Annotated in this window: 12 protein-coding genes and 1 pseudogene; 9 read left to right on the top strand and 4 right to left on the bottom strand. The window is 54.5% G+C overall.

Annotated elements, in window-relative coordinates; translation table 11 throughout:
- Positions 1-174: 174 nt before the first annotated feature.
- The 8 genes from CSQ89_RS03430 (at position 175) to CSQ89_RS03395 (ending at position 14239) form a co-directional block, all read left to right on the top strand.
- Complete coding sequence (locus tag CSQ89_RS03430) at positions 175-639, top strand: chemotaxis protein CheW (RefSeq protein WP_099404789.1); 465 nt, start codon at positions 175-177, stop codon at positions 637-639.
- Entirely contained in the window at positions 626-2044 is a 1419-nt protein-coding gene (locus CSQ89_RS03425) for a CheR family methyltransferase (protein WP_099404788.1), read from the top strand. Before CSQ89_RS03430 ends, CSQ89_RS03425 begins: the two co-directional genes overlap by 14 nt.
- A complete protein-coding gene (locus CSQ89_RS03420; RefSeq protein WP_099404787.1) occupies positions 2041-2640 on the top strand; it encodes a chemotaxis protein CheW in 600 nt (199 codons plus the stop codon). Before CSQ89_RS03425 ends, CSQ89_RS03420 begins: the two co-directional genes overlap by 4 nt.
- A 9-nt stretch (positions 2641-2649) precedes the next feature.
- The gene (locus tag CSQ89_RS03415; RefSeq protein WP_099404786.1) at positions 2650-4416 is read left to right on the top strand and encodes a methyl-accepting chemotaxis protein; all 1767 of its coding nucleotides are present in this window, start codon (positions 2650-2652) and stop codon (positions 4414-4416) included.
- A 13-nt stretch (positions 4417-4429) separates the two neighbouring features.
- On the top strand, positions 4430-6703 hold the full coding sequence (locus CSQ89_RS03410) for a hybrid sensor histidine kinase/response regulator (protein WP_099404785.1): 2274 nt from the start codon (positions 4430-4432) through the stop codon (positions 6701-6703).
- Positions 6704-6723: 20 nt separating this feature from the next.
- Positions 6724-7761: a chemotaxis protein CheB gene (locus tag CSQ89_RS03405; protein ID WP_099404784.1), complete on the top strand. Its 1038-nt coding sequence runs from the start codon at positions 6724-6726 to the stop codon at positions 7759-7761.
- A 48-nt stretch (positions 7762-7809) separates the two neighbouring features.
- Positions 7810-11397, top strand: coding sequence for an EAL domain-containing protein (locus CSQ89_RS03400; RefSeq protein ID WP_099404783.1), 3588 nt, complete (start codon positions 7810-7812; stop codon positions 11395-11397).
- A 634-nt stretch (positions 11398-12031) separates the two neighbouring features.
- Entirely contained in the window at positions 12032-14239 is a 2208-nt protein-coding gene (locus CSQ89_RS03395) for an ATP-binding protein (RefSeq protein WP_099404782.1), read from the top strand.
- A 232-nt stretch (positions 14240-14471) separates the two neighbouring features.
- Here CSQ89_RS03395 and CSQ89_RS03390 read toward each other — a convergent pair whose 3' ends face one another.
- The 4 genes from CSQ89_RS03390 to CSQ89_RS23475 form a co-directional block, all read right to left on the bottom strand.
- Positions 14472-17045 (bottom strand): ATP-binding protein, encoded by a 2574-nt coding sequence (locus CSQ89_RS03390; RefSeq protein ID WP_233202950.1) that lies wholly within the window; start codon positions 17043-17045, stop codon positions 14472-14474.
- Positions 17046-17664: 619 nt separating this feature from the next.
- Positions 17665-18174 carry a DUF421 domain-containing protein gene (locus CSQ89_RS03385; protein WP_158228886.1) on the bottom strand — a complete coding sequence of 170 codons (510 nt, stop codon included), beginning with the start codon at positions 18172-18174 and terminating at the stop codon, positions 17665-17667.
- Between the two features lie 71 nt (positions 18175-18245).
- On the bottom strand, positions 18246-18455 hold the full coding sequence (locus tag CSQ89_RS23755) for a PA2169 family four-helix-bundle protein (protein ID WP_255408615.1): 210 nt from the start codon (positions 18453-18455) through the stop codon (positions 18246-18248).
- Positions 18430-18696 (bottom strand): DUF2383 domain-containing protein, encoded by a 267-nt coding sequence (locus CSQ89_RS23475; protein WP_255408614.1) that lies wholly within the window; start codon positions 18694-18696, stop codon positions 18430-18432. Before CSQ89_RS23475 ends, CSQ89_RS23755 begins: the two co-directional genes overlap by 26 nt.
- Before the next feature lie 476 nt (positions 18697-19172).
- On the opposite strand from CSQ89_RS23475, the pseudogene CSQ89_RS03375 reads away from it, so the two are divergent.
- Positions 19173-19460: pseudogene (locus CSQ89_RS03375) on the top strand (IS701 family transposase); the annotation flags it as partial.

The following is a 19460-nucleotide window of genomic DNA, read 5'->3' as shown; positions in this document are numbered from 1 at the left end:
GACTCGCTGCACGTCCCTTACGGGCCCCCCGTGTGCTGCTCGAAATCTCCATGACCTACGTACATGCCGATTTCTGGGTTGCGCCTTTCCGGTTAAGGACACCAGCGATAGACTTTGAGCAAGCTCTCGGGACTGCTAACTCATTACGCCGGTTCTTGCGTATGGGAGGAAACCGTGGCAGCTGTACAAACCGTACTGCCGTTCGATCTACGTGGCCTGCGCTTCGCATTGCCTGCGAAACAGGTAATGCGCGTGCTCCCGGCGCTTTCTCCCCTGCCCTTACCCCAGGCTCCTGCTTCCGTGGCTGGCATCTGCCAACTGCATGGCAAAGTAGTGCCTGTTATCGACTTGTCCGCCCGGCTGGGTTGGACGCCACAACCTTTTGGTATCTGGTCGCATTGGATATGGCTGCGCAGCAGCCGGCGTGAACTCTTATTGCCGGTAGACCGCACCGAGCCGGTTTGCCACCTTGATAGCGAACTGCACGCAGTCAGCACCCTGCAAGACTGCCAATCGGGCGTGAGTGGTGTATTGCAAACCGCTCAGGGACTCTATCTGTTGCATGACATCGAGTCCTTTCTCTCCCCTGCCGATGAGCAAGCGCTAAACCACGCACTGGCCCAACATGCAGATCACTGATCGGCGCCAATCCCCCAACCGGATAATCCCCCTTCCCCAAGCCCTGCCGGCTTTGGTGGAGCGGATTGCGACTGTGCTGGGGCTGGATTTCTCGGAAGACCGCCTGCCACGCCTGGTGGCGGCGCTGGAACAAGCGCGTCGGGATGGGCTGACCATTCCCACCCTGAGTCTGATGGACAAATCCGGCACCCAACTGTCCCCACTGCTGCCCTACTTGGTGGTGGGTGAAACCTATTTCCAGCGTGATCTGACACCACAAGGTGCGATTGGCCAGACACTGTTGCAGCCCTTGTTGCAACAGCGCAAACAGGCAGGAGACCTACGCCTCAGATGTTGGAATACCGCCTGTTGCACTGGCGAAGAAGCCTATACCTTATTGTTGTGCCTTGATGTCCTATTGGGTACAGACTTGGCTAACTGGCAGCTGGATTTATTGGCTACCGACATCAATCCCAACTTCATCGCCCATGCCAAGACAGGCCGCTACAACGAATATGCATTTCGCCAGAGTGACCCGGCCTGGCGCGCACAGTACTTCATTCCCGACGGCCAACGCTGGAAATTGGCGCAAGCTTGGCGCGACCGCATCTGCTTCGCCACGCACAATCTGGCTGATCCAGACTATCGGCTTGCCGATGGTGGCAATTACGACCTGATCCTGTGCCGCAATGTACTGATGTATCTGACGCCAGCAGCCGTGCAACACATATTGCGGCAGCTACAAAGCCGTCTTACGCCGAATGGTTACCTTCTCTTGTCCGCTGCCGAAGCCGGCTTGGCCAATAACGCTGGTTTTGTCGGCGAACTATTGGGTTTGTCCTATGCCATCAGATCGACAGACTTCCCGGGGCACAAGCTCCCTTTCAGCTACCAGACCGATACCCACTGCCCCCCCTCTACCTCACCGGTAAAGACAGCCAGCCGCCACCATCTCCAGCATCACCAGCAACGGCCAACGCCCAAACGCTTGCGTGTCGAACCAACCCACATCCAGGACAGCACCAGTGCTTTTGAGCGTTGCCTGCAGCGTGGCAAGCAGTTAGCCGACCAAGGCCAATTGGCCGAGGCTGAAGCAAGCTGCCTCCAAGCGCTACAGCTCAACCCCCTCGCCATCGCACCTTACTGGCTGCTGGCGCTGGTCAATGACGCCGCCGGCCAGTATCCGCTCGCGCTTCAACGGCTGAAAAAGCTGAGCTATCTGGAACCAGATTTCGTATTGGCCCCCTATCTGGAAGCCCAGATCTGCTCGCGCCTGGGGCAGGTTTCCCAAGCCATTCGTGCTCGCACACGCTGTTTGCAGATATTGGAAAGTATGGGGGATAGGCAGGAGATTCCCTATGGCGATGGCTTGAGCGCTGCACAACTGCGCCAGCTTTGCCTAGCGTTGGAAGTACCAGATCAATGACCCAACTCGATAGCTCACTCTGGCGCAACCTGCATCAACAACTTGGCGAGCTGGCCAACCAGTTGGCGCAGGGTGATGCGTTGGACCCGCAACAGCAAACCAGCTTGCTACAGGCACGCAGCCAGCAATGGGCAAAGCCGCCGACAGAAAGTGAGTCGCAAAGCCTATCTGTGTTGGCGTTTACGCTGGGCATCAAGACCTACGGGGTGGAACTCGCCTGCGTCGATACCGTGCGCCCCATCAAGCACATGACCGAGCTGCCTGGTACGCCACCGTACGTACGCGGCATTATCAGCCTGAATGGTCGAATGATCTCGGTGTTGGATTTACGGGTGCTGCTAAACCTGCCGCACCAGGGCTTGGCGGATCGAAATCATGTCGTGGTGATGCGCGGGGAAGAGATGGAATTCGGCTTGTTGGCCGACCGCATCCTGGGCGTGAGCAATCTGCCATATAGCCAGATCCAGACCGAACAAGCCGGGCTGAGCGGCCTGCAACGTAATCTGATCATGGGCATCAGCAACCAGCAATGGACTATCTTGGATGGCCCCCAGATGCTGACCGAACCCGCCTTGTGCGTAGACGATATCGACTAAGGAGCCGCCATGACATGGCTGTTGAACTTACGTACTCACACAAAACTGATGTTGGCTTTTTCACTAGTGATCATCGGCTTTGCCAGCCTGCTCTACTTGGCGCAAACCAGCCTACGTACCATACAAAAGAATGATGAAAATCTGAATCAGTTAGGTCGTGACTTAGCTGCCTTCAAGGACTTTCGTTTCAATATTCAATACACCCGAGAAAAGATACTCATTGCGCTTCAATCGAAAAATGCAGCTGAGGGCAACGTGATAGCCACCCATATACGCAGCATTCAAGAACAGAACTCGAAGATACTTACGACCTTGCTAGCACATGCCGCGAAAGACCAAGCTCAGTATAAACTGGTTAATGAAGTGACCAGGCTTTGGCGTGACTACACCGTTGTTAGGGACCAGCAGGTACAACTTTTGACCGCCAACAAATTTGATGAGGCACTCACTCTGGCGATGAGTACACAACACAACCGAATACAGCATCTGCGCGAGTTAGCCTATCAGCTGGACACCGAGGTAGCTCAAAAAATTCGCCTTCTTGTGCAGAACAACAACCAGATTATTGACCAACAACTCGACCGCGCTCTCTGGCTAGGCAGTGTGCTGATTCTACTGACCTTTACGCTTACCATAATGCTCAGTCGTAGCATTGGAATCCCATTACTGACGCTGACCAATTATGCGAAACAGATTTGCGTTGGTGATATTCCCACACGCTTTGATTTCACCCTGCGAAGGGATGAAGTGGGTGAACTCAGCCAAGCCTTTGCACGTATGGGCGAATATCTCAAGACCCTCTCCCGCCAAGCCGAACGACTAGCAGAAGGTGACTTGAGCGCAAGCGTCGCTGCGCAATCGGAACAGGATGTACTGGGGTTGTCGTTTGCGCGCATGGTGGAAAGCCTGTGTCAACTGACCCAGGAAATGCAGGAAGGGATCGTGGTGATCGCCAGTGCCAGCGAAGAGATTTTCTCCACGGCAGGTAAGGTGGCCAGCAGCGTGCATGAAAGCGCAGCCTCGATCACCGAGATCGCCACCACGATCGAAGAGGTCAAACAGACAGCCCACCTGGCCCATAAACGCGCTTCCGAGGTCAACGAAGCCAGCACCCGCAACCGCCAGATTGCCTTTAGCGGATGCGATGCCGTGGCGCAATCGCTCAGCACCATGGCCCAGATCCGCGAGCAGATGCATGCCATGGCCGAAAGCATTCTTCGCCTGGGCGAACAAAGCCAGGCCATCAGCGAAATCGTCGCCACCGTCAATGAATTGGCCGAGCAATCCAACCTGCTGGGGGTGAATGCCTCCATCGAGGCCGGCAAGGCTGGTGACGCCGGCAAGGGGTTTGCCGTGGTGGCGCTGGAAGTCAAGGCGCTGGCCGAGCAATCCAAATTGGCCACCGCCCAGGTACGCAACATTCTGGGGGATGTACAACGCGCCATGACCCGCGCCGCCATGGCTGCCGAACAAGGCAGCAAGGCAGTTGACCTCGGGTTCGAGCATGCTCGCAGCAGCGACGAAGCCATGCGGCAACTGGCGGAAAGCCTGGAGCAGTCCAGCGATATGGCGCAACAGATCGCCACCACCAGCCAACAGCAGCTGGCTGGGATGGACCAGGTCGCCATGGCTATCAACAACTTGCGCCAGACCAGTCACGACAATGCGGCAGGGGCAAATCAGGTCGGCCAATCAACGCGTGACTTGCATGGCCTTGGTGGCCGACTGAAACGCCTGGCCAGCCAGTTCAAGCTGCCCTCGCGACAAACCGCCTAAGTAGAAAGCCTAGATGCCACTTGATCGCGGCGCGCTGTTACAGCACCTGATGGCGAGCTTCCAGGAGGAAGCGGCTGAGCGTTTGGCTGTTCTGGACAGCGAGCTGTCGGACTGGCCACAAGGGGAACCCAGCGCCGACTCAATGAAAAGCGTATTTCGCGAAGTGCATAGTCTGAAGGGTGCCGCACGCGCGGTAGGGCTGGAAGAACCCGAGCAGATCTGCCATGCATGGGAAGCCATGTTGCTCGTGTTCCGCGATGGCAAACGGGCATTCCAGCCTGAAATGGCGACCTTGTCGCTAACCACGCTTCAGTTGCTCAAACACGGCCTGCAAGGTGGGAAGTTGACGGCCGAGGAGGTCCAGCAAACCTGTGCTGCCTTGAAACGCATGGAACTGTCTGGCCCAGCCCAGCTGACCGTTGTACCGCCTCCGACCCCTGTCGTCGAACAGGCACCGCCTACCGAAACCGACCTCGCCCCCCTTCACGAACCGCCTTTGCCCTCTGCAATCGAACGGACCGCCACACGCCGCGTTGCCACCACCCGCGTACGGGCCGAGCATTTCGATGAACTGGCCTACCACGGCGAAGCACTGCGCCAGACCCGACTGCAGATGCACGATCTGAGCGGACGCAGCCGTGACATGCTGAACAACTTTCAGCGTCTGTGGCAGCGCCGCCTACGTCACGAAGGCCTGCTCAGCCGTCTGCGGACCCAACTGGCCAAAGGCACGACGCCAGACCTGACTTCATTGCACACCTTGTTGGAATGGCAGGACTGGAGCCTCGCGCTGCTGTCCGACATGCAGGCTGAAAGCCATATCCTGCGCCAGACCAGTGCAGTGCTGGATCGCGAGATCGGCAGCCTTAGCGAAACCTACACTCGCAGGATGGACTCACTGCTGCAATTGCCTTGTCGCAGCCTGCTGGACGAGTTGCCACCCATGGTCAGCGAACTGGCCGCACAAACCGGCAAGCAAGCCGCCCTGCAACTACCCAATACACCTTTACAGGTCGACAAGCGCATTCTGGATGCCCTGCGCACCCCCTTGATGCATCTGCTACGCAACGCAATCGACCACGGTATAGAAATGCCGGGCAGTCGCCAAGCTGCTGGCAAGCCCGCGGTGGGTAGCCTGAGCATTCACCTAAATCAACACTCGGCCAGCCACTTCACCCTGGTATTGGAAGACGACGGCGGTGGCATCGATCCCGCGCTGCTCCAGCAAAAAGCCGAGAAAATGGGCCTCGTGGCACCGGGCAGCCCTGCCCTGCCACCCTCACAGCTATTACCGCTGATCTTCGAATCGGGCCTGTCCACCAGCCGCATGATCACCACCTTGTCCGGCCGTGGTGAAGGCCTGGCCATCGTACGTGAAGCGCTGGAACAGCTCGGGGGTGACATCACTGTCCAGTCCGATCTCGGTAAGGGGTGTTGCTTTACGTTGCGTCTTCCGCTCAGCCGTTCCATCTTTCGCGTCGTCCTGGTGCGCGCAGCGGAGCAAATGTTTGCCATACCCGCCAATGTGGTGGGCCGCATCCTGCGCCTGCCTGCTTCGGCACTGATGCAGGATGAAAGTGGCTGCACCGTGCAGGTCGAAGGCCTGAACCTGCCCGTCCGCAGCCTGGCTGGTGTACTCGCCCTGCCGATGCAGGCGCCAACCCAGTCACACCGGCACTTATTGCTGCTGGGTGAAGGCATGCAGCAAATCGCGCTAGAGGTGGATGAAGTGATGGGTGACCAGGAAATCACCCTCAAGTCGTTGGGCAAGCAACTCAAACGGGTGCGCAACCTACTGGGCGCAACTATGCTGGGCGATGGCAACGTGGTGCCCGTGCTGCACCCACAGGACCTTTACCGCAATAGCCTGCAAGCCACCGCCATCCACATCACCACACCTCTGCCCACAGCGCCAACCAAGCATCAGGCCCGCATTCTGGTAGCCGATGACTCGTTTACCTCACGCGGTTTGTTGCGTGCCCTGTTGGAAACCGCTGGCTATGCGGTGCAGACGGCCAATGATGGCCTTGAAGCCTGGAATGCCTTACGCCAAGGCCAGTTCGACCTGCTGGTTTCCGATATTGAAATGCCACGCATGGACGGTTTTACGCTGACAGCCCGACTGCGTGCCGATGCCGCGCGCGCAAATCTGCCGGTGGTACTGGTCACCGCCTTGCAGTCGGATGAAGACCGGGCGCGTGGTTTGGAGGTGGGCGCCAATGCCTATCTGGTCAAGGGTGGGCTCGAAACCGACACCGTGCTGTCCGCCGTCAAGCGTCTACTCTAGCGAAAGGAAAACAAGCCGCCATGCATGTATTGATCGTCGATGACTCCAACGTCAGCCGTCTTTTGCTACGGGCATTGCTTGAGGCGGATGGCTTTCGGGTCAGCGAAGCCGATAACGGTCAGGCGGCGTTGGACAAGCTAACCTTGCTACAGCCCGATTTGATCAGCATGGACCTGAACATGCCGGATATGGATGGCTTTGAAGCCACCCGCCGCATCATGCAAAGGCATCCCACCCCCATCGCCATCGTTACTGCCAGCGCCAACCTGCCCGGCACCCAAATCGCCATGCGCGCGCTGGAGGCCGGGGCGTTGATGGTATTAGACAAACCCAACAGCCCAGTCGACCCGAACTTCCAACTCCGGGCGAATAAACTCACCGAAACCTTGCGGAGACTGGGCACCACCCCAGTCCATCTGCCAGAACCCGTCGCCACGCATTGCATTAACGGCGCCAACCTCTCTACCTGGCAGAAACGATCGCTCAAGGTCATTGCCATCGGCGCATCGGCAGGGGGGCCCCAGGCGCTCAAGTTGTTGCTGCCTCAACTCAATGCCGGCTGCCCTTGGCCCGTCTTGTTAGTGCAACACATTACACCGGGTTTCAGCGGCAGTTACTGTGAATGGCTGGCCAACCAGACCCATCTACCCGTCCACTTGGCCGAAGCCGGGCAGATTGTCCTGCCAGGCCATCTGTACGTCGCACCTGACAACCATCACCTACTGCTCGACAACCAGCTTCGCGTCGTGCTGAGCCACGATACACACCACTCTTGTAGCCAACCTTCCATTGATGTCCTGTTCGAGAGCCTCGCCAACAATCTGGGGGGCGATCTGGTCGCGGTATTGCTCTCCGGCATGGGGCGCGATGGTGCAGAAGGCCTTGCCCGCTTGAAAACCCTCGGCGCACTCACGCTGGTGCAAAAGCCCGCTTCGGCGGTGGTGGATGGTATTCCACAAGCCGCCATCGAACGCGGCGCGGCGTGTTTTGTGCAAACACCGGGCGAGATCGGGGAAACCATACTTCGGCTACGGCCAGACACTCAGCAGGCGAGCTAGACATGGCCGCTTCACACAATCTTCAATCCATGAAGGGAGAGCAGTGAAATGCTGCGTGGATTCGATATATTGATTGCGGAAGACAGTACAACCCAGGCGGAGCAATTGCGCATTCTGCTGGAAAGCCACGGTTGCGTCGTGCGAATCGCTGGCAATGGCCGATTGGCGATCGACGAAGTCAAGAAGCGGATGCCCGCCGTCATCATCGCCGACGTGGTCATGCCCAAAATGGATGGCTATGAACTCTGTCGCTATCTAAAGGCCGACCCAAAGACAAGCAATATCCCCATCATCCTGGTCACCTACCTCGCCGACCCGCGCGATGTGGTGCATGGGCTGGCATGTGGTGCGGATAATTTCATCCTCAAACCGTATGACGAGAAGTATCTGGTCTCACGGCTACGGTATTTGCTGGCCAATAACGACCTACGTAGCAACGAACGGGTTTCTGTCGGCGTCGAGGTGGTGCTTGAAGGAGAACGCCATTTCATTACCGCCGCCCGCCAACAAATCCTCGATTTGCTGATTTCCACCTATGAACAAGGGGTAAGGCTCAATACCCAGCTACAGGCCAAACACGTTGAATTGTCGGAATCGCATAGCCTGCTAGATAACTTGTTTCGTTTTTCATCCGAACTGAGCGACACCAAGACCGAGCAGCAGTTAATTACTTCGGCACTGCAACTCGTCAGTCGATTCCCGCATAGCCGTGGCGCATGGCTGCTATTGGCCGACCCGGCAGAGGCCGGAAAACTACAATTCGCGGGGGCCAGTGGCAATGTTGGCGAAGGTGAGTTGGCGCAAATTACCGCGATGGCGGGCCAGGACTGCCCTTGCCAGCATGCCCTACGCAGCGATGGCCAGCTCAGTGCATTCAATGTGGCCAGCTGCAAGGTGATAGGCGAAAAAGCCATGCATGCCACAGCGCCGCTCTGGCTAGGCACCGAGCTGATCGGCATCCTCAATGTCGCCCGTGACGATGGTGAAAACTGGCCCGAAGCCGAACTGCAAACGCTGACCTCGGTCGGCCAGCAGCTAGCTATCGCACTGACCCGGGCACGTCTGTTTGAACGGCTGGAATCACTGGTACAGGAACGGACACGCGCCCTGCGCATAGAAATGGCCGAACGCGAACGGGCTGAAGTCGCACTGCGCCATAGCGAAGCGCTAATGCTCAAGGTACTGGAAACCCTGCCAATCGGCGTATGGGTAACCGACAACCGTGGCCAGGTCCTGCTGCATAACCCCGAGGCCCTGCGTATCTGGGATGGCGGCGCACCATTCATGGCGGCAGCCTCGGAAATCACCGACAGTACAATGAGCCCCGCCGGCACTGCGGCAGTACAAGCCATCCGCAATATCATCGGCCGCGTACTGGAGGTAGGTGACAGCATTCTGAACGAGCCGCTGCATATTGAATCGCACGATGGCACCCAACGTACGCTGCTCAATTCAGCCGTACCGTTGACGGACGACCGTAATCGAATCCAGGGCGCTATCCTGGTCGAGCAGGACATCACCGCCCAACAGGTGATCGACCTGGAACTCCGCATTCGCAATCGCGCCATCGAAGCCAGTGTCAACGCGATCATGATTACCGACAATCGCCTGCCCGACAATCCCATCATCTACGTCAATCAGGCGTTTGAGCGCATCACCGGTTACCGCCGTGAAGCGGTGATTGGCCATAATTGCCGCTTCCTGCAAGGCGAGGACCATGAGCAGGCCGGCCTGGACAATATCCGCCGCGCCGTCCATCAAGGTACCGAGGGCAAAGCTCTGCTGCGTAACTACCGCAAGGATGGCTCTATGTTCTGGAACGAGTTGCGGGTTGCCCCAACGCTCGACAACACCCGCAGCATCAGCCATTACGTCGGTGTGCTCAACGATGTCACCGACGCCAAGCGCTATCAGGACGAACTGGAACACCAAGCCAATTTCGACACGCTGACCGCCCTGCCCAATCGCAACCTGCTGATGGACCGCATACGCCAGGCCATCGTACAAGCCAGCCGACACAACGAGCGCTTCTCCCTGGCCTTTCTGGACCTGGACAACTTCAAATATGTCAACGACAGCCTGGGCCATTCGGTGGGCGATGCGCTGCTGGTTGAAGTGGCACGCCGCATTCGTAGCTGTGTCCGTGAATACGATACCGTCGCTCGACTAGGGGGCGACGAATTCGTACTCCTGCTGCCAGAAACCCGTACCGAACTCGAGGCAGAAAACACACTAAAGCGTATCAACGTCCAGCTCGCCGACCCCATTGCCTTACCCGGCCAAGTGGAACTCTATATCTCAGGCAGCATGGGCTATTGCTTCTATCCCACCGATGGCGCCGATGTGGACGAGTTGCTGCGCAATGCCGACACCGCCATGTATAAAGCCAAGGAGCAAGGTAAGAGCCAGATCAGCCGGTTCGAGCTGACCATGAACGACACGGTGCAACGGCGGGTGGCATTGGAACGCGACCTGCGCCGCGCCATCCTCCAGCACGAACTGGTGATGTTCTACCAACCCCAGCTTGACCTGCACTCCGGCACCTTATGCGGTTTCGAATCGCTGATACGTTGGCATTTGAGCGATGGAACCATCATCTCACCGCTTGAGTTCATCCCGATCGCAGAAGAAACTGGCCTGATACGCGAGATCGACCGCTATGTGATCAATGCCGTCTTCCAACAAGTTGCCGAATGGCGCGCTGCCGGCTACAACCCCGGCGAGGTGGCATTGAATGTCTCCACCTACAGCCTGCAGGAATACGGCATCGTTGAATACATCGTCGAAAGACAACGCCACCACGCCATCCCACCTGAATGCATCAAGCTGGAAGTCACCGAAGGCGTGTTGATGAAGAATATCGATCTGGCCCAACGCATCATGATCGACTTGAAAACCGTGGGCTTTAAGTGGTCGATTGACGATTTCGGCACGGGCTACTCGTCACTGAGCTATCTGCGCAAATACCCTTTCGACCAGCTCAAAATCGACCGCAGCTTTGTCGAAGATGTGCATCTGAACATGGAGAATGCCTCTGTCACCCGTGCCATCATCAGCATGGCGCAATCGCTGGGCATCGTCGTCATTGCAGAAGGGGTGGAAAAAACCGAGCAATTGGGCTTTCTGCTCCAGGCCGGGTGCGCACAGATCCAAGGCTACTATTACTCGCCGCCGCTACCAGCCAAGAGTTGCACCCAGCTGTTGGAAAAAGACGGCCTGCTGTCTCTGCCGAACTTTGTGCTCAATCGCAATACCCGCACCATCCTGATAGTGGACAGCACACCAGCCACGCATACCTACCTGCTACGAGACCTACGCAACGAGGGGTATGACATCCTGAATACCGATAGCCCAGAAGATGCCTTGCGCATCCTGGCAATCAACGAAGTGGGGGTCATATTGGCCGACCAACGCCTGCCAGGCACCAGCGGGGCGGAATTATTGCGTCAGGTGAAGTCCCTGCATCCCAATACGGTGCGCATCGCCATGAGCAGCTATGCCGACGTGGAATCCATTCTGCAAGCCATCAATGAAGGCGCAATCTTCCGCTTTATTACCAAGCCCTGGCAAGCCAGCCAGCTGCGCGAACAAATCCACGATGCCTTCACGCAGTATGAGTTGAACCGTCTGATGTAGGTCAGGCCATCAAGGACGGTTGGGTTAGCCCAACTGCCGTGTGACATAGGCCGCCAGCTTGGGCGATAGCTCGGGGGCCTGGGCGGCGCTATTGGACGCTGATTGACAGCGTAGGGTTGCGCATCATGATGGAATTGCCAGTAATGCACTTCAAAATTCGGGTTAATCGCTTCACTGATGGGTTCGTTGGCAATGAAGGCATGATTCTTTAAATTAAAATGCTGGGCGACGTTTTCCATGCTTTGCTCCTACTGTTATTTAACTGATACGCATAACTACGCGCAAAGCCCATGCCCGCCCTTATTCTCCCCCATAGAACCAGATTGAATAGATTTACCTGCTTTTGGAAGCATCCGATTTTGTAAGAATTACATCGTCCTTGTAAAAAGGCAGCACACTTTTAGCGGCGATTGCGCCAGTGATTTATTCTCAATCAGGTGTTTACCGACACTTAGTAGCCGTGACGGCCCTCACACGCTTTCAACCGGCCTGATAAATATGGGCATGTTAATTGCTGGATTTTCTGACCTGTCATATTTTTATAAACAACGTCATATCGGTAATGAGCTACCGGAAATAAATTGCTATTGCGCAATAGCATGCCATTCTTATTTCCGCGAAAATCTGTTCCCCTATGCGAAGCAAGAAAGCCGTTGTGGCAAAAGACAAGCAAATAGAGGCGCCATCATTGGGTAACCCATCGCGTCTACCCCAGAGCCCAAACTTGGCGGGTGCACAACGTGTATTGCTGATTTTGATATCGCTAACCGTTCTGCTGCCCACCTCTTTCTTCGATTATCTCCTTTTCAGCAGCTACCATGTTGCACGCGATGCTGCCCATAACCGGGTCAACAATTTTGTCGATGTCATTCAAGAACATGCGCTCAAGACCACGGAAACCAACCAGCAAGTGCTGGGGCGCATCCTTGATTTGATTGGGCAGCGTAGCGAAGCTGATTTGCGCACCAACGAGCGGGAGCTGCACCGGCGTTTTTCCGGCTATGTACGTGGCATTCCGCAGCTGATCGGCATCGGCGTCATCGCCAAGGATGGCCAGCTTATCGCCTCAAGTAATACCTACCCGGTGCCCGGCAATTTCAGCATCGCAGACCGGGAAGACTTCAAGGCTGTGCAGAGCGGCAAGCCGATGTATGTTTCAGGGGTGATGACCGGCCGGTTGAATCGCCAATCAATGTTCAATGTCAGCGTGCCATACCATGATGCCGAAGGCCAATTCGCCGGTGCCGTCCTGGTGTCACTCAAGCCCAGCTACTTCATTGAATACTATTCCGGCCTCGTCGCGACCTATCCGGGTGTATCACTCAAATTAACGCAGGAAGAGGGACGAGTGTTAGCGAATGTGCCCAACCCAGCCTATCCCTCGCCAGGGGCCGGTAAAGTACGCGGTAATGAGATACCCCAATGCACGGGCAAAGACAGCACCACATCGGACTGCTTCAAGCGTTTTACTTCTTTACGCAAAGTGCCCGGCTACCCATTTTATGTCAGTGCCAGTTACCCCAGCGCGGTGTGGAAGCACAACTGGTATCGCTATATTGCGATCCTCGGCGCATTTACCTTCATTCCCACTTTGTTTTTAGCCGGCACCCTATACGTAGTTCGCCGCCGCCTAAGGAGCGAGGATGAGGTGTGGCGTCGTTGGCGGGCAGAAATAAGTGCCCGTGAGGCGATTGAAGCAGCCTTCAAACAGACGGGGCGCTTGGAAGCACTCGGCCAGCTAACCGGCGGTGTCGCCCATGACTTCAATAATCTGCTCATGGTCATCGCCACCAGTGCCATGGTGCTGCGCAAGCGTATCAGCGACCCCGGTCTGGTCTCGACGCTGGAAACACTGGAACGCGTGGTGGAGTCCGGTCGCCGGTTGACACGCCAGCTACTTGCCTTTGCGCGGAAACAACCACTAAGGCCGGAAGTCATTCACTTTGAAGAGCGGATGCGGGGCTTCACCGAACTCTTACAAGCCTCGGTGGGCGGCCGGGTGTCATTGAAGGTGGTTTTGGAGCCCAATCTTGCCCGTATCAAGGTAGACGGCTCCGAGCTGGAACTGGCGTTGCTCAACCTTACCCTGAATGCCCGCGATGCCCTGCCCAATGGGGGAGAGCTCACCATCACCGCCAGCAATGTCACCCTGACCGATGATCAACCAGACATAAAACTGACCGGACGGTTTGTCTGCATCAGCGTATCGGACAACGGCCTGGGCATTGCAGAGGAAGATAAAGAAAGGATATTCGAACCCTTTTTCACCACCAAACCTATTGGCAGTGGCGCAGGCTTGGGGTTGGCGCAGGTGTACGGCTTCTGCCGGCAATCCGGTGGCCTTATCACCGTCGAAAGCGAGCTGGATGCAGGTACGCGCGTGACGATGTTCCTCCCGGTCACAGATGCCGAGATTACACCTGCCGACCCGGCGCAAATCATCGAACAACCCATCGGAAAAGCCGGCAAAGCCTTGCTGGTGGAAGACAACCCCGATGTAGCACGTTCCAGCCAGACATTGCTTGAACATCTTGGCTATACCGTGGACGTAGTGCCTGCCGGCAAGGACGCCTTATTGGCAGTCACCCGATCCAAGCACAAATGGGACGTGGTAGTGAGCGATGTGATGATGCCGGGCGAACTGGACGGTATTGGCCTCGCACTTGAGCTACAAAAGTGCAGACCAAACCTGCCAGTATTGCTTGTCACTGGCTATGCTGCGAAATTGGAAGAAGCCCAACAGGCAGGGCTGCATGTGCTGGCCAAGCCCTACAACACGGCAATGCTGGCCCGCGCATTGAAAGAACTTTACGAATCCCACCAACAACACGCTGCTATCTGACGAGATGGTGTACGTAGGAAATCTCGGTTTGTGAACAGGTCGGCCTATAAACGGTTTTTCATCATTGTAGAAAACCGTTTGTAGGCGTCTTGGAACCTGTCTAAAGTCTCGCGAGCTAGGGCAAGATAAGGCGAAAACAGCCGAGGAAGCGGATTTTACAAGTGGTAAATGAGCATTCCGAGGGTGTTTTCAACGCCATATTGCCGACGCGTAGCAGACTTTAGACAGGTTCTTAGGCAATCAAACGTAATAACACATCCACATGAATAGGCTTGACCAAATGGTGGTCGAAACCTGCCATTTCGCTTTTTTTACGATCAGACTCCTGGCCATATCCCGTCAATGCAATAAATTGACAGGGTTTTGAATCCAGCAGGCTTCGCATTTTGGCAGCCAGTTCATAACCATTCATACCCGGCAGCCCGATATCGAGCAATACCAGATCCGGGGTTAAGCCATCCAATGCCTTCAATGCGTTGGCTGCATCGTAAAAAACAGCAACGCTGTGCCCTTCTTCAATCAGCAAGCGCCCCAAAGAATCCGCTGCATCCACATTGTCGTCGACCAGCAAGATGCGCCGGGCACTCCGCGCCAACGGGATTGCTTTCTCTGCATCACCCGGTGCGGCCCACACCTTGTCCGACCGAGGTACGCTTAAGGGAAGGCGGATAACAAATTCACTCCCTTGATTGAGGCCATCACTCATCGCTGTAACCGTCCCTGTATGGAGCTCTACCAGTTTTTTTACCAACGCCAGCCCAATGCCCAAGCCACCCTCTGCACGATCACGGTTCTGCTTTCCTTGGAAAAACGGTTCAAAGGCATGTTCAAGCATTTCTGGCGACATCCCTTGTCCATTGTCTTTGACACTGACAATGACTTCACTGCCTACACGTTTGGCCACCAAATAAATCCGGCCTCCGCGCTTGGTAAACTTTGCTGCATTCGTCAGCAGATTTGCCACTACTTGCGCCATTCGAATCGGATCAACATCACAGCGTAAACCTGTTGATGGCACATCCATCATCAAGGTGTGCTGGTGTTGGTCCAACAATGCCCCCACCATCTCAACCGCCTTGGTCAGAACAGTCTCCATCTCTAATACTTCCCGGCGCAATTCAATTTTGCCACGGGTGATCCGGGAGACATCCAGAAGGTCATCGACCAATCGCGTCATATGATCAACTTGACGCTGGATAATGGCCTGCTCTTGAATATTCTGGGTGTCCCCGCGTTTCTTCATCAGTTGTAAGGCAGAAACAATTGGCGCCAGCGGGTTCCTTAGCTCATGGCCCAACATGGCCAGGAAATCATCTTTCGTATGGTTGGCGGCTTCCAGTTCTTCCAGCAATTTGGACCGCTCGTCATTGATTCTTTCCAGCACACGGCGGCTTTGAACCAACTCGGTTACATCCATTGCAACAATCATCAGCCCATAAACGATGCCGTCCGGCTTCTTGAGCGGCTCGATATTGAACTTGAAATAGCGCTCCTCCAATTCGCCGGTGCCGTGGAAATCGGTCAACATCGGCTCTTCAAAAGCCACATAGGGTTCGCCGGTTTTAAAGACGAAATCCAACTTCTCCAGACAACGGGCGGAAACCCGCTCAGGAAAAGCCTCGGTATAGGACAGCGCAACCAGATCGGACCGCCCCATCATCTGGCAATACAGCGCATTCGCCAACTTGTAAACGTGATCGGGCCCGACCAGGAGCGCCGCGGCAACCGGCGCTTTCATCAGCAGGTTATTTCGCTCCCACTCTATTTGTTCCCGTGCGTAACGGTCGGTGACGTCGCGCGTAAAGCAACGGGTATAGCTCAGGGCACCCTGTTCGAAATATCCATTGGAATTAATCAACACATGCTTGATGGCACCGTTCTTGCAACGCAGTGATGCAGGTTGGTTGAAGAGGCTCTCACCGTTGGTGAGTTTTTCCAGCAAGCTGCGGATCAAATCCTGGTCGACATGAAACTTCACAATATTCTGTCCGAAGAACTCCTTCTCCTCGTAGCCAAGCAGCGTCAATTCTGCGCGATTCGCCCACAGTATCGTGCCATCCGCAGCCACCCGGTGTATGCCTTCCGTGGCATTCTCCAGGAATTCAGACAGCTCTTTTTCTCTGTGGGTCAGCGTTTGTTCAAACACAGCCTGTTTGGTTGCTTCGCCTTGCAAGGCAATCGCCTTCTGCTGCAGGTCGGACGCTGCCATTACCTCCTCCGCTCGGGTAGAGGAAGTAGAGGGCTGCTTTATTGTCCGGACATGGGTATGCGCATTGCAGATCTGCTTGAGCGCATCACTATAGGCGGCGTTGGCAAACATATTGATGTGATAACCACAAAATAAGTAAAAGGGCTGCCGCTTACCCAACTCCCCCCACAACCCCTCCAACTGAATGGCGGCGTCCATATTATGTCTGGCGCACAGCAGTGCCACCATTTCGCCAAACACGTACGCAGGCCGGCGGCCGCCATTCGATGCCCGCAAGATCAGCCCCTCGCCCATTCGCATGAAGGCCGCTTCGTCCACCGCATTACGCACCATGAAACGGCTGAGTGTGTCGGCGGCGTCCAGCAGGATCAATTCGCTGGTATACCCCGGCCCGCCTGCAACGAAGCCTTTCATATTCAAAGCATGACTGAGTTCAGCCCGATGAATAGGCGTAGCAATCGCAACAGCGGCCCCGCCCATACGTAGCGCCACTTCCAAAAAAGTAGCGACTTCCTCTATGAGGAAAGCATCATCATCGTAAAACTGGACTATATGCGCGGCAGAAGAATCATGCGACGAAGGGGCAGGGTCAAACAATTTTTCCTCCTCGCTCCCATACGGGGCGATACCAAGGCGTGCTAAAACGGGGACAAGTCTATTTTGACAAGGTTCACCAGCGACAATCGAAAATAGAAGCCCAAAATTTATTATAAGACACACTTTGACTTTAGGTTTTTCGCAGTCTATGCGCTGACAAACCCTTTGCAAAGCATGCCTGTTTGGGTTAAGCGGTAATTACGCCCTAAACAGCACTACAGCTGTCGGAAAAAAGACAGCATTGAGATGGTTGGAGAAAAAGACGGGGAAATGCCACTTTTTATGGATTTATGGATTAGCCGTGGCTTTAGGTTGAAACTGGCGCAGAGTATAGCTTATCTGACTTTGCCAATGCAGAAGAATGACAAGGAACAAGTACAATTATTTTCGAATAGATTTATTAAAAATACTTAAGATAGATTTCAGCATTTATTGAGTAAGTTCAGCCGACTATCACGCTCTCACCCTTGGTGATTGAACCTTAGGATCGCTAAAAATATATCATATATTTATTAAAATCAGCCTTACAAGATACAGCCAAACCCCTGCATTACTCATACTAAACCCAGTAGCATGTACCGGTTACCAACACAATCCACTAGTAATGAATTTCAAGCTATCAAATAACTTTATTTTCAGCAGCATTTCCGCTTTTTGCACCCTTGTCTTTTATTTCAATTACGCCGAACTGGCCGTCGCTTTTCAAATAAGCAATTTTCACTTGAATAAAATATTCAATGCCACGTTCGCGGAGTTTGGCTTTTAAATCCTCAACAGAAAGAAATTCCTTACGCAGGTTTCTATAATTTACTCTACCGCTGCGTACCAGTACCAATGGGAATGGCTCCAGTATTTTTTGTATCGCAGGAAAATGAAATGTAAGCCATTCAAATAAAGCGCTCCAGCCCACCAGTGTAATAACCAGTATAAAACCTTCCGTCACAGTCGTATAACCACCCACCATGGTATTTTGCGATGCGTTCGCAATCAAAACAAGCAAAAGCACATCTGCAATGGTTACTTCTCCCACGTTTCTGGGCAACACTACACGGAAAATAAAAATCAAAAACCAATAGAGAGCTGTGCCCCGTATTATCAACTCCAGGGGGTTCATATTGACAGCAAACATAGCCAAGAAGTCCATATCAAAACCGCGCTTACAGTCCAAGAAATTTTCAAAGAAAAATCATCTACCTTCTTCTAATTATTACTGCGGTAACGATAACGTAATGATCTGATCTCGGCATGGTTGCTCAGTACACCAGCATATTGGCGCTTTACTATATCGTGTACATTAAGCGGTAAGTTCTGTTCCAATGCTTTTGCATAGTGTGCCTTGGCGAGATCTTCACCACGCTCACACTCCGCCAGCATAGTTAAATCGTCATTGCCCAAAATCGCGCCCCGCATGCTTACCCAGCCACGGTGTAATGCACCCGCGATTACCTTCTTCATCGGGATTACCACCATGTACATTTGCAAGACGCATAAGTTCATGGGCAGCCACATGGCACTCTGTACCACGGATACGGAATATATTTTTCAATTCCGTCGAAATAGCATACTTGGCGCACTGATTAAACCCGTATTCACCGTCTTTACTGATTTCGATCAAGTCATTCAATGTATCGATAATGTTTGCATTGGTCATGGCTGCCTCTCCCGTGCAATTTTAGATAGACGATTCACGCACAAACGAATCACCACTCCCAATTACACGCAAACAGCATGCCCACCAAATTCGCTTGGCAAAGGAACAATATTTGCTCTGCTACCTACATGTGCTCAACAACGCTATTTTTACTTGGCTTTGTTGGCGCATAACTCCCTCCTTGTAACTCAGCAGCCCCTTCTCGGGGCTGCTTTTTTCTCTGTTTAGGGCGTGCCATCGCTCCTCTGATTCAAATGCTTTCCACAGCCAGGTGAATCACCCCGCAATAGTTACAAACTGTTTTGTCGCAGTGAGTTCAATCGCGCGGCACTGCCTACGCTATGTGGATTTTATATTGTGTGAACCCTTGCCTGCTGTCGCTGACTAATCGGTCCTCACATAATTAAGCTTGGTTGCATCTATGCCCTTTGATAACCCTAACTGATGTTACGCAGTGCATACGCTAACCTGTCGCCATGAAGAACAAAGAACTCGATTTGTACACCGACTATTTGCTGAGCACGTTTGGCGCGGCGACAGCAACGGGCTTGTCGGCGATGGTAGGTGGTGCAGTGAGCCACGACCAGGTGACGCGTTTTTTGTCCAAGACCGATTACACCTCCAAGGACTTATGGCAGCAGGTCAAATCGGTGGTGCGTTCGATCGAGCGCGACGAGGGTGTTTTGATCTTCGACGACACCATCCAAGAGAAAGCCTGGACCGATGAAAACGAACTGATGTGTTGGCATTACGATCACGTCAGT

It is taken from the genome of Chitinimonas sp. BJB300 (assembly GCF_002735695.1).
GTDB lineage: Bacteria > Pseudomonadota > Gammaproteobacteria > Burkholderiales > Chitinimonadaceae > Chitinimonas.
Note: the sequence above shows the minus strand (reverse complement) of the source record. Positions and strands in the feature narration are given on the sequence as shown.